The sequence below is a fragment of the Bdellovibrio sp. GT3 genome, assembly GCF_037996765.1.
In the GTDB taxonomy this organism is placed as follows: Bacteria; Bdellovibrionota; Bdellovibrionia; order Bdellovibrionales; family Bdellovibrionaceae; genus Bdellovibrio.
On sequence record NZ_JBBNAD010000005.1, the window covers coordinates 893,177 to 905,311 of the forward strand.

At 46.3% G+C, this 12,135-nt stretch carries 11 protein-coding genes; 1 reads left to right on the forward strand and 10 read right to left on the reverse strand.

Annotated elements, in window-relative coordinates:
* Window positions 1–3 precede the first annotated feature (3 nt).
* From AAAA73_RS11765 to AAAA73_RS11785, 5 genes are all read right to left on the reverse strand, one after another.
* Window positions 4–444, reverse strand: a complete 441-nt coding sequence (locus AAAA73_RS11765) for a hypothetical protein (protein WP_340598510.1) — start codon at window positions 442–444, stop codon at window positions 4–6.
* A gap of 40 nt (window positions 445–484) precedes the next feature.
* The gene (locus AAAA73_RS11770) at window positions 485–1,465 is read right to left on the reverse strand and encodes a hypothetical protein (RefSeq protein ID WP_340598511.1); all 981 of its coding nucleotides are present in this window, start codon (window positions 1,463–1,465) and stop codon (window positions 485–487) included.
* A 52-nt stretch (window positions 1,466–1,517) separates the two neighbouring features.
* Window positions 1,518–2,324 (reverse strand): alpha/beta hydrolase, encoded by an 807-nt coding sequence (locus AAAA73_RS11775; protein WP_340598512.1) that lies wholly within the window; start codon window positions 2,322–2,324, stop codon window positions 1,518–1,520.
* Between the two features lie 80 nt (window positions 2,325–2,404).
* Window positions 2,405–5,242, reverse strand: a complete 2,838-nt coding sequence (locus AAAA73_RS11780; RefSeq protein ID WP_340598513.1) for a pyruvate dehydrogenase — start codon at window positions 5,240–5,242, stop codon at window positions 2,405–2,407.
* A 343-nt stretch (window positions 5,243–5,585) separates the two neighbouring features.
* Window positions 5,586–6,170, reverse strand: coding sequence for a hypothetical protein (locus AAAA73_RS11785; RefSeq protein ID WP_340598514.1), 585 nt, complete (start codon window positions 6,168–6,170; stop codon window positions 5,586–5,588).
* Between the two features lie 116 nt (window positions 6,171–6,286).
* Here AAAA73_RS11785 and AAAA73_RS11790 point away from each other — a divergent pair, with 116 nt between their 5' ends.
* Window positions 6,287–7,093, forward strand: coding sequence for a TIGR02147 family protein (locus AAAA73_RS11790; RefSeq protein ID WP_340598515.1), 807 nt, complete (start codon window positions 6,287–6,289; stop codon window positions 7,091–7,093).
* On the opposite strand, the gene AAAA73_RS11795 is transcribed toward AAAA73_RS11790, so the two are convergent.
* The 5 genes from AAAA73_RS11795 to AAAA73_RS11815 form a co-directional block, all read right to left on the reverse strand.
* Window positions 7,090–8,046 (reverse strand): hypothetical protein, encoded by a 957-nt coding sequence (locus tag AAAA73_RS11795; protein ID WP_340598516.1) that lies wholly within the window; start codon window positions 8,044–8,046, stop codon window positions 7,090–7,092. The two genes, AAAA73_RS11790 and AAAA73_RS11795, sit on opposite strands and share 4 nt — an antisense overlap.
* Window positions 8,043–8,408, reverse strand: a complete 366-nt coding sequence (locus tag AAAA73_RS11800; RefSeq protein ID WP_340598517.1) for a hypothetical protein — start codon at window positions 8,406–8,408, stop codon at window positions 8,043–8,045. Before AAAA73_RS11800 ends, AAAA73_RS11795 begins: the two co-directional genes overlap by 4 nt.
* A gap of 20 nt (window positions 8,409–8,428) precedes the next feature.
* The gene (locus AAAA73_RS11805) at window positions 8,429–9,637 is read right to left on the reverse strand and encodes a hypothetical protein (RefSeq protein WP_340598518.1); all 1,209 of its coding nucleotides are present in this window, start codon (window positions 9,635–9,637) and stop codon (window positions 8,429–8,431) included.
* A gap of 64 nt (window positions 9,638–9,701) precedes the next feature.
* Entirely contained in the window at window positions 9,702–10,937 is a 1,236-nt protein-coding gene (locus AAAA73_RS11810) for a hypothetical protein (RefSeq protein ID WP_340598519.1), read from the reverse strand.
* A gap of 85 nt (window positions 10,938–11,022) precedes the next feature.
* Window positions 11,023–12,018, reverse strand: a complete 996-nt coding sequence (locus AAAA73_RS11815) for a cell envelope integrity protein TolA (protein ID WP_340598520.1) — start codon at window positions 12,016–12,018, stop codon at window positions 11,023–11,025.
* Window positions 12,019–12,135: the final 117 nt, after the last annotated feature.

Sequence of the window (12,135 nt, forward strand, 5' to 3'; positions counted from 1 at the left end):
AGTTTAGCTGGGATGATGTCCCGGTGGTGTAAGTTCTTCGTTATAAAGAGGATCCACGTAACGAATACCGTGACCGCCATTAAGAACCATCAGTTCCGCGACAGTATACTTTTCTTCCTCGTTTTTGGTGGCAACAGACAGAAGCAGGTGACCTTTGCGAAGTTCCTGGTCGGCTTCCTCAACCAAGTCCCATTCGCCGGTGCCAAGGAACTTTTGCACCCAGCGGCCCCAAGCTTCTTTCAAGGTATGACGGCTTCCGTCGGCATCAACGGCATCCACGCCATAAGGTCCTTCAAAAACATGCAAATCGCCTTCAAGCCAGCCTTCGCGAACGATAGCTTGAGCGGCGTTACGAGCTTGTTCCTGACTGGTGAAGAATCCCAAAGTCCGATGGGTTGGATATTTCAGATAATCCGGGTGGGGCAATCTTTCAATCTGAACCATATTGAACCTCCTTGTTCAGGTACGGATTTACTAATCGATGTTATTCAAACATTCCATCCATTGTGATGTTGGCTGCATTTCTCGCAGTCATTCTCAGCTGCTGATAGAAAGTTTTTTGGCACTGGCCTCTGACCAATGCATCCATGCCGCCGATCATGGCAGTATAGACTTCTTCAACAGTCAGAACCTGTGTCGACGTGATAACGCCGGAGTTCGGTGCTGTTGAACGCAACTTGCTCATAAAGTGATCGCGGGAATCACAGGACATCATGCCGATGACATCTGCCTGACGACTGCGGTTGTTAAGTGACTCAAGCATTTTATTAAAGCCCGGTCGGTACTTTTTGTAGTAACCCGCGTAGTTCACTTTATTGGTGCCAGGAACAAATTTAGGTGGCGCAAAATCAGGTCCACCGCCATTGCGGGAGTGGCCGAAATAGAAAGCTGCATCGGCATCCTGCAAAGCACGGTTGTAGAAGCCTTCCATGAAAGCTGTACGTTGTGCCTGTGTGGAAGAGCTGACATTGTTGTCCAGGTACTCAGATGCGGAAGCAAATTGAATTTCAACGCGCGCTCGCACTTGGCGGCCATGAACATTTAGCTCTTTAACAAATACGTATGGATTGTTGGAGGTTTCCTGTCTGAAGCGGCACAGTCCAAAGTTTCCTCTGCAGCGCCCAGTGATCAACTCACGAAGTGCGTAGTAAGCGCCGATATCAATCGATGGGCTGTAGCCGTAATTGCGGGCTCCGCTACGAACAGTTTTACCTGTTGTCCAGTCCAAGTAGCCCATCGCCACGCGAATATCGATAAGGCCATCATTCAGAATGCGACCGTAACGTTGTTCGCAGGCAGCGCGCTTGTCTGCTGGTAGGTTAGAGAGTCTGTCGTTGCCAAGGTTCGCAAGATTTTTCGCGTAGCTTTCGCCATAGGCTTCAAACGAGCTTTGATAAATATATCCACGTCGTGCTTCAGCCGCTAACGGCAAAAGCATTAGAAATATAATAAAGATTTTCTTCATGTAACTTTCCCCTCATTAAAAAGTCTATGAGGGGACTATCATGAAGCGCCAATTAAATGGATTTAATAATTGGTGTGGCCACGCGCTTCAGAAACGCCTCGACACTGGGCGCATACTCGCTGCGACAATCGCGCAGTCCAGTTAGATGCTCTGCTTCAGGGAGGTTTAGCTTCGTCCAGTTTAGGTTGTGATGGGGTTCGAATACTTCGTCGATGTGCTGAGGAGGAATTAGTTTGTCCTTCCAGCCGCGAATCGACAATAACGGAAAATTCTCAGGAAATTTTTCGAGTTGAGAGTGAATGTCTTTGTGAAAATGCAGGGACCAAAACACGCTGAGCGCCGCAGTAGCGGGAACTTTTAGTCCACTAAATAAAACTGGAAACTTGTAGTTGCGCACAAGCTTCCATACAGAAGGCAGAAATTGCGCCGTAGGTCCACTGTCACAAATCATCGCGATCGTATCGAAACAATGGCGTTTGGCCATCGCTTCAATCGCGGAGGCCGAGGGATTCGAGAAACTAAAAATGATTTTGTCGCCAGGGATCTCATTTAATAACTTTTCAATTTGAGCGGCGTAAACGTGCTTCACGCCCAAAGCTCCATCAGCAGTGATCGGCAGGCGTGTGATAAGATCCTTTGCTGTGCCATTCAGTTGAAAGGCAAAGGCATCAAAACCCAGGTCATTGACAAGCTTAATGTGGCGAAGAAGCTCGCGCTTCGATCCTTCGTAAAAGTGCACGAAGAAGATCAGTTCATTGTAACGTTTATTCTTGGAAAGATAGAATTCTCCCTCAAATGGGAACTCTGACTTCGCCAGCTCTGTATAGTCCATTTTTAAAGCATGGCAGACTTGATTCATTTTGTGAATGATAAGTTGAGTGCAAAAAAAAAGGGCTCCCTCGTCAGGAGCCCTTTTTAAGTTTTTGATCAATTCAGTTCTTAGTGTTTATGAACTGGATTCTTTGAAGGCCAAAGATCTGTCCAGTGAGCTGTACGACCTTCTGCCTGGTGAGTTTCACCCAAAGCATTTTCAGAAACGATGACTTTCTCAAGTGCTGTCTCTGCCAATACTTTACCGCAAGCCTCAACTACTGCATCAGCGTCGATGTGGTGGTAAGCGTAGATCTCTGATGGACGACCGCACTTGGAGTGCTTGATTACGCCCAAAGCTTCCTGACGAACACCGATGATAGAACCGATGTTATCAAGCATACCGATCTCACCGTCAGCAACTGATACGACTGGAACACGTTTACCAGCAACAGTGATCAAATCACCAGTGGATACGTCTTCTGATCTTCTTAGGAACAAGTTCGAGTTAATGCCCAAACCGTTTTTCAAGTATTCGTAATCATTTTCGTGACCCAAGATACCGCACAACAAATCCTGTGAAGTCACAGCGATCACGTTTGCGTAGATACCGCGAGCAAGCAAAGCTTCAGAAGCTTTGATACCTTCAGTAACCATTGTGCCCAATGCGAAGATGTTCACAACGTTGTCACCTGGCTCGTAACCAGCGTAACCACGGTAGTCGATCAGGTAGTAAGCGCCTTGCAATACTTCTTCACGAAGAGTTTGCAGGATAGAAGCGTCATCCATGGTCGCCACTTCTTCTTCATTGATGCCACCAGCAACTGGGAATTCCGCGCGAGCCAGTTGTCCTTCAAGACCTTGTTTGAAGCGAGCTTGAGTTTTCAAGTACTTCAAAAGATCTTTTTGTTCCACGCCGCGAGTTACCAGACGAAGCAATGTGCCCGTACGGCCTGCATTGTCGTTCATCACGTGACGCTTGATAGTGTCACACATGATCCAGTCAAGCTCGATGCAAGAGAACGGCTCCCAAGTGATTTGGTTCGGGATTTGGATGTCAGACTTCCAACCGTGCTGAGCGCCTTCTGGAGAAAGAGAAACACCTGATGGAGTGCCCACGCAGATGAATGAAGATTTCCAGTACAAGTTATAGAAGTATTGATCCAATGCACGTTTGATGAAGAAGTCGTACACAGTCATCAATGGGATGATAGGTACACCTACGATGTCGCGCATTTTACCAAATGCACCCACGCAAGACATAACGTTACCTTCGGCGATTTCGAAACGAAGGAAGCGATCTGATTCTTCTTCGCCAGGAACCAAGTCAGGAAGTTTGTGGTCTTTAACGCCCAAGTCAGTTTCGTGGTCGACAACAACTGGAGCACCAAAGATTTTACCGTCCATCGCAGGATTCAAATTCGTTGAAGTACCAACGTCCGGAGCCATGGAGATGAACAACTCGCCCGGAAGTTTGAATGGTTTTTCATTCGCAGTCAGGGCTTTTTGATTCTCTTTCAATTGAGACTCATCAAGCGATGTATTTGAAATACGAGTCAATTTGGCAGTCAACTGACCAAGCATCCATTGTGTATGAGGGTAGCTTGTCATTTTCGTGTTGATGTCCAAAGCTTGCGGGATTTCGCCGAACTCAGTTAGCTTTTTCAAGAAGTAATCTTGGTTCTTGGCTTTCAACGCGTACTGCGCTTTCATCTCGCCCATGATTTTTTCAGAACGAGCAGCCAGGAATTTACCAGCAGCAGAGTTTGCATCCAAGCGTTGGTACAAAGTATCGCCAGTGATGCCTTGACCCGCTTTAAGCGCGTTCACTTCGTCTTCTTGTGGAAGAGAGCTGTGATTGCCTGGTTGAGCAGCGGCTTTCAAGCCCCAGCCTTTAAGCGTATGCGCGATGATGATTGTTGGGCGACGAGTGGAAAGTTTGGATTGCTCCATCGCTTCTGCAAGGGCGATCATATCATGACCACCGAAGTCGCGAAGAGCATCGTAAAGTTCTTGGTCAGAAACACTGTCCAGGAATTTCTTCATGTCCGGGTGTTCTTTAGCGATGCCTTTTTTCAAAGCCTTCATGTCTTGAACAAGAAGCAATGATTGAAGTTCGTAGTCTTCCAATTTTTGCTCAAGGAATGTTTTGAAAGTTTCGCCGTCTTTTTTAGCGAACAAAGCTTTACGTTTGGAACCGTGGCGTACTTGGATAACTTCCCAGCCGTTCGCAGCCATTGTGCGCTCAACACGGTCAGCATCAGTACCATTCATGATTTCTTTGTTTGTGATACGGTGACCATCAAGTGATTGACGGTTGTAATCCAGGATCCAAGTCAATGAACCGATTTCGCGTTCAGCAAAGTCAGGAACAGCTTCGTACATGGAGCCTTCACGGAATTCAGAGTCACCGCAAACAGCCCAGAAGTGTGCATCGGGAACTTCATAACCGTGCTCGCGAGCGTAACGGTAAGCAAGTGCCATGTAGCCAGCTTCAACAGGTGGAATACCCACTGTACCGGATGGGAAGAAGTTGTGGTGATCCGGATCGTAAGCAGAGTGGTAAGATTGGAAAACGAACTCTGAGCCATCAGTGAATTTACGAAGACCATTCATTGCCTGGTCAGCTTGCTCTTGAGAAAGTTTTGTCATGTCACCTTTTAGCAAAAGATCCAAAAGGTAGTTGTAAGAGTGATCCACCGGGGAAGCATGTGGTTTGTTCGCGATATGGTCGAAACCAGTTTTCGCCATTAAGTGCAAAGCACCCATGATGTGAAGTGAGCTTGCGCAAGCAGCCGGGTGACCACCGATTTTTGGATCGCCTTTTTCTTTGTCAGAACGATGATTGGCTTGCCAGATCATTTGCGTTGAAAGGTAAAGCGCACGGCGTGCGATCACGTCTAAAACTTCAGGATTAGCACCCTTCAAGTTTTCAGACTTCGCAGTTTTATTTTTAGAGTCTGCCACGATGGTCTCCTTGAGTAATAACTCGGTATCAAATTAACGGTGCGAAACTAGCATTCTTGAGAGGGAGACACAAGATTTAAGGCCTTGAAAACGGGGCCTTTTTCCCTCTATTGACGCACTGAAAAACCAACACCGTTAGCCCCGAGTTTACACCCCGGAATCGGGTGGATCACGCTTGGTTCTCACAATGGTTCTACTTAGGTCTAAAATACGAGGGTCTTAAGGGGAAATTCTGGATTTTGGGAGGGGGTAATTTAGGTCCCTTAGGGGAAAGGGACCGAGTTGAAAGGGTAAATGCGGTTTTTTGGTCACAGTTTTTTTGGGGGGTCCCCTGGCAGCGGTGTTAAAAGGTGGCGTTCAGGCCGACTTCGAAACCGGATTCTTTAATATCAATTCTGGTAAGGTCGGATGTGCGCGATTGAGCCATCTCGGTGTAGTTCAGATCAATCCCAAAATTCTTGGTGATCTGGAAGCCAAAGCCACCTTGAAAACCAATTCCTGGATCGTATTCATTGCTGTTACTTCCGGTTATCTTGGAGATGTTCAAACCACCCTTGAGGTTGATAATTTCAGTGAAAGCAAAGGCGAAGTTGCCATCAATTCTGGCGATTCCCGCAGAGGAGCCTTGGTTCTGAATGTCGATGTATGTTGCATTCACAGTCCAACCCAATTCCTGAACAGGGAGACTTGCGTATCCTACAGAGAGTCCCAATGTTTGATCAAGGTCGTCGCTGAAATGGTAGGACTCACCGTTGACGGTGGCTTTTGTCGAAGCTCGCAACATGGGTTTCGCGATTCCCACACGGAAGCCATTGCTGGAAATCGCATTGTTTTTTTCGACTTTGGCAGTTTGTTTGTTTTGTGCAGAAGCTGTGGACGTCATTAAAGCCAAAGTAAGCAGGACCATAAATTTCGTAACTAGTTTCATAAAACATTCTCCGTTTCAAATGGTTATGCCTTCTTATACAGGTGAGTTGTTCTGCTCTATAGATCTGTTTGGCAAATAGTTGATGAAAGAATTAACCAAACGGTTAATATAGATCCATGTCAGTCACGATCTATCACTTTCAGGATTACAAAGAGTTCTATAACGCCTGGGTTGCGAACCAGCCTCGCGAAGGTTTCGGGGAGTACCGTCGTTTAGCGCAGGCCTTGAATGTTTCGACGACGATGGTGAGTCAGGTGTTCAAGGGCGATAAGCACTTAAGCTTAGAGCTTGCGACAGAGATGTGTGACTACCTTCGTCTGATCGAGGACGAGATTGAATATTTCCTTTTGCTTGTCGATTACAATCGAGCGGGAAGTTTCAAGCTGCAAAAGCATTTTTTAAGGCAGATCAAGAATCGCCAGGAAAAATCCAAAAAACTTGAAACCCGAGTGAAGGCAAGTGAGCTCAGTGGTGAGGCCAAGAACACCTTTTATTCCAGTTGGGTGTATTCAGGTGTGCGGATGCTGGTGGATACGGGTAAATACAACGACGCTGAAACTTTGTCGCATCATTTAAGTTTGCCAAGAAACCACGTGCAAAAAGTTTTGGATTTTCTGTTGGATAATAACTTACTGGTGGAAACCAAAGGTAAGTTAAAGATGGGGGCGGCGCGGACACATCTTGGAAGCTCTTCTTCATTGGTGACTCGTCATCATATGAACTGGCGAATTCAAAGTATGGCAAAGCTTCAACAAAATCGGGACGAAGACTTTTTCTACACGGGTCCGATGGTTTTATCCGAGGAAGTGGCGAACTGGATTCGTCAGGAGCTGCCAAGCTTTGTCGAGTCAATGAATGCGAAACTGATTCCCTCGCCGTCGGAAACAGTTCGCTGTCTGAATATTGATTTCTTTGAGTATTAGTAAGTACGGAAATCGTTAATTTTAATCCACGCATTCAATTCGGCTGCAGAGATGTCGCCGTTGCGGTTCCATAGATGAACACCCAGTTCGCGAATGCCGTCATAATCATGATTCGTCAGTTCCAAATCCGGATTCTGCCCCGGAACAACTGCGAATGCATCCTTTCTGCCGAACATATACGTCGTTGCACATTCCTCGCGGCCTTTTTGGTAGGCTTTGATTTTGGTAGTGTCTAACTTCAGCAATGCAATAGACGAGTAACAGTTGTCGACTTCGCTTTTCAATTTCATTAGGCGCACGCCCATCAGGATTTCGTGAAGGATAAGACGGCCTTTTGATTCAGGGGACTCGAAGGCATTATAGTATTTGGTGTTGATCCAAATCGAGCGAAGATTTTGCAATGCAAATTGTTGTACTGATTCGTCGGCGAACTTCAATCCAATTTGCGATGCTCTTAGTGCCTTCAGTTCAACAGGAACCATGTACCAGGTTCTTTCGTTGGCAATATGAATCATGTCAGAGGCGAAGCGCGGGTGAGTTTCAGCCAGCTTAGTGATGATTGGCAGAACGAACTGCAAGTAGTTCGCTTCTTTTTGAATGTTTACTGCATAGTCTTCAATGTTGCGGCCTTGAACCCCGTTGTCACCACCGCTGTCGGTGCCGCCGACGTCACGACCCACAGGGTTTGACGGAGGGATGCCGCGCTTTGGAGGGTTTTTTGGTGGTGTCGTTGGCGAACCATCCGCAGACTTATCGCGTGGGTCAATTCCTTCTTCAGTTTCAGCTGTTTCCGATTGCTCGGGAGCCGGAGAGGAATTGCTATCTGGAGGAGGCAATTCCTTTTCCTTTTGACTGTCTGAGCGCGGTGGTGCCTCTTGAATAATGACTGTCTTGTCCTGGCAGGCAGCAAGTGTGCCGATCACCAAAATCATCAGAAGTAATTTTGTTTTCACAAATTACCTCCTGATCGCGTGGTCACTTCCAAAGTGGAAAGATTGATTGCAGTTTCCTGTAGTGCGCCATGATTGCGATTGAATAGTACCAGTTGATTTTCGTCGATATCGACATATCCGGAGTCACCTTTAAGGAAGATCACTTTGCCTTCGCTAGTGATTGTGACTGCAGGATTTTTTAAGGAATGAAGCATTTTGATCTGACTGCCTTGAGTTTTGTCAGCGGTCACAACGGCGCAAGAGTTTTTGCCGTTGCAAGTTGTAAGTTTAAAGCCGCTGATGGATGATTCAACGCCCGCCGCAGAGGCCAGAGCCCCTGCGAGTACCATTCCTAAATTTAGAAGTAGGTTGAGCGTTTTCATTCGTAGTTATTCCAAAAAATTTATTTTGTTTTCAATACTTGATCAGCGTCGCCGTTGACTAGAATTCCGCCCATAGTTTTGTCGCGGAAAGATTCGATTTTTTGGCCATCAGCACTCCAAGTCGCCGGAGCAAGTTCTTTCAAAGAGGCAACTGGATTATTGAACAAAGCCAGCGCATTTACCGATGTCGTCGTGCTATTGCCTAAATCCACAGTGATTGCGCCATTGATAGCTTGTTCCGCTTGAGTCATGTTTTTTTGGAATTCAACATTAGCAGTAAAGCAGAAGGCGTCGCCGTTTTCGATCAGGTGATTCTTTCTGTTTTGGTTGCATAGTTTGTCGCTGTATTTTTGAACCCATTTAACTGCGACCAACATGTCGGTTGCGATAGATTTAATGGATTTCAAACCTTCTTTATCCAATACATTCAGGTTCATTTTCGACATTATGCCTTCAGTGATTTGTTGCTGAGTAAGCGCCTTGCCTTCAATTTCTTTAGAGTATTCAGTAAAACCATCCATGTTGTACGAAGTGTAAATAGTTACATAAAGAATTTCTGCGGCAGCTTCCTGTTTCAAAACCATCAGATCAGCGATATTCACGCGGACGGTTGATGCCTGATCAAGGTCGCACTCGTATCTGGAGTTTTCGCCATTTTCGATAATTACGCAGTTCTGCTCCAGGCGATCGTTAATTTGTGCCTGAAAAACATAAGGATTCATTTTTAGATCCAATGTCAGTTCTGGATTCTCTGCAATAAATTGTCTGAATTCCACCAGGGCTTTTCTGTATTCGATCAAAGTTTTTTGTACACCGGATTCAGACTGAATTGGGGCTGACTTTTCCGGAGTCATCAAAAACTTCTTCATTGGATATGATGGAAGACCCTTCATTTGTTGTTCGTACTGTTGGATGTCGCCAACCTTTTGAACGAATGGTTTGACGTTGGTGCCAAATCCACGAAGGACCATGAAACGTTTAAGAAATTTTTGGTAAAATTTCGCTTTCATGTCTTGTGGGTTTTTCTCCAATGCCATTTCGAATGCGCGGTAGGCAAGATTCAAAGTGTAGGGTGCTACAAGTTGTTCGCCAGCTTCAGTAAGCTCATCAGCGGATTTGCTGTTGTTAACTTCAACAAGTACTTTTTCTTTTTTTGGCGCCTCAGAGCACGCTGAAAGTGTAGCGGCAAGGGCTGAGCACATAACTATTGTTTTAATCATCTTTTTCATAAGTTCCATCCTTTGCTAAAATCGTTTAGTTCGTTTCATTTCGATGAACGGAAACTAAACTCTTTTAGACGCGAACCACAGATCTGTTTTGTAAATAGTTGCCAAAAGTTTTAACCAAATGGTTAACTGTATTTTCTTCTAAATTCGTGGTCTTAACTACAAGGTTCGGGCCACGAAATCCCGAATCCTTCGCGAAATAAACGGTTTGCAGCGCCGGGTGACTGTCTAATGTTTTACCAAGGGCCGGAATTTGTGAAGACTGTACCCGTTGTTGCGACCATTCGATGACCTGCAGAACCATCTCGCGAATCTTGACCCAGTCGTTTAAATCAGCCGGAATCGCCATACCCTGAAGGTCAAAGCTCATATATTCATAGGTTTTGTACTCGGTCGTGAAGATCACGCGAATCGCTCCGGTTTTGGGATCGTATTTGGCAGAGTAGGGGATGGCCCCGTGCATGATGCGTGTCTTTACTTTGGCAAGCATCTCCAGGGATTCGGTGGTGAAGCGTTTTAAATTTTGGGCTCTGTCTTGGATAACGGTTTCACGATAACTTTTGATCTTGTCCAATGATTCGGAACTCAGTCCCTGCGAGATAAGATCCAGATCGCGTTGTGTGTTGCTCGCCACATCAGTTAGTAAGTGGAAATCCTGCAATTGTGTTTCGATTTCATCGACGCGGAAGTAGTTTCCGTAATTCACGGACCTGCGACCTTCTGAGTTCATCAGTTCAAGGCGGGCCAGGGTCATTTTTCCTTCGCGCACTTTTTCGTGTTCTGTCGAGTGAAGTTGTTCGTGTTGTAGTGTGGAGGTTGCGCCCAGCAAGTTCAGCTGAAAGACATGGGGGCCCACAAAGATCTTCTCTTCGATAAAGTGACCAAAGAATTTGTAATTATAAAGGTACAACGGATCCAGGATCACCGGAACCTTTGAATCCACCATGGATTTAGCAATGGCATCCCCTTGCGGGTTGCCACTCAGTTGATAGCGGGTATAGGTCAGCGCTTGGTCTTTTATCCTTAGAGAAGTTGGCAGTTTGATAAAGTTGATACCAGCAAGCTTGAAATAAGACTCATTCAGCGATTCAACACTTCTGATTTGCTGTTCAAGGTCCTTGGGCGCAGCACGGCCTTCAGCTTTCAGGGCTTTAACCAGTTGTTCTGTTTTGGATGTTACCTGATCCAAAGCAGAATAGCTGGTGCCGCACAGAAACCTGCCGCAATTTTGGCGCGCCTCTGCCGAGTTGTTCGACAATAGGATCGCGCTAAATAAGATTAAAGCCTTAAATAGCGAATTCATGATTTTAGGTGGAGCAAGGGTGGTGCCAGAAGGTGTCTCAGAGTGAGACACCTGGATTTTGATTGGGTCGGAGTGGAATCAGATACTAGGATTCAAGAACGAAGTCCCAACGGATTTTTACAGTGCCGTCGCCTTCGATGATGCCTTTAGGTGGATTCGGGAATGGAGCTGCGGCACGGAATGCCTCGACGGCAGCCTCATCCAGATCGCGCACACCGGAGTCGCTCATCACTTGAACGTTTACCAAAGTGCCTTTGTCGTTTAGGACGATCATCAATTTGGTCACGCGGTCCTGTCCCGTGGAGGCAGGGGAGCGACCTTCTTTAAACATCTTCGAAAGTTTTTCGCGCACTTTGCCTTCCCAGTGTTGGGAGAGCTGACGGCGAATGCGGTTGTAGTACGAGTAGTACTTGAACTCGCGCGTATTCAGCATAGTCTCTAGACCTTGCTCAACGTCTTTCACGTAGTCATTTGAACGGCTGACATCGGAACCTTCGTTGGTATCCATTTCGCCATTACCACGACCAAGGCCTTGGCCAGCTTGTTCGCCAGCCTCTTTTTTTAGATCAGCAACTTTTTGGCGTTCCAATGCTTCAGCAGCGTCGAAGTTTTTGAAAAGATCGCGAGCGATTTTTTCCCGTTGTTCAGGTGTGGCTTTGGGTTCTGCTTTGGCCGCAGACTTAGCCTTGCCGTCACCCTTAGGTCCGGTTTTTTGGGGAGCTTCCTTTTTCAGATTCTGAAACTCACCATGCTCTTTAGCGATTGTCTGCTTAGTCACTGTTTGGTTTTTCACGCTCAAAAAGCGCGAGTTGACCGGTTCAGTCTCGTTAAGGGACTTTTCGCTTTGTTCAACAACTTGATTTTTTGGAACCGTCGGGGCTGGAGCCTTTTTCATTTGCTCAGCCTGTTGTGCTGCCATCAGCATTTGCGCTTCCTCTGGGGAAATCAAATCAATGCTGACTGCTTCCTGTTTTGGAAAACGATGCTTTAGGGCTTCCACCAAATACAGCCCTCCGAAGACCACAACGTGGACTGCGACAGAGAGGAGCACATACTTTTTGAAAGACGGTGACTTCATCATAGGACCTCACCCCTTTCTATCGGTATTATGACACCCAAGGATTAGAAAGAGGTGAACCAGACCCAAAGATTTCGACAGAGGTCTAGGACCGGACTTTGACGAATCATGGCCTATAGG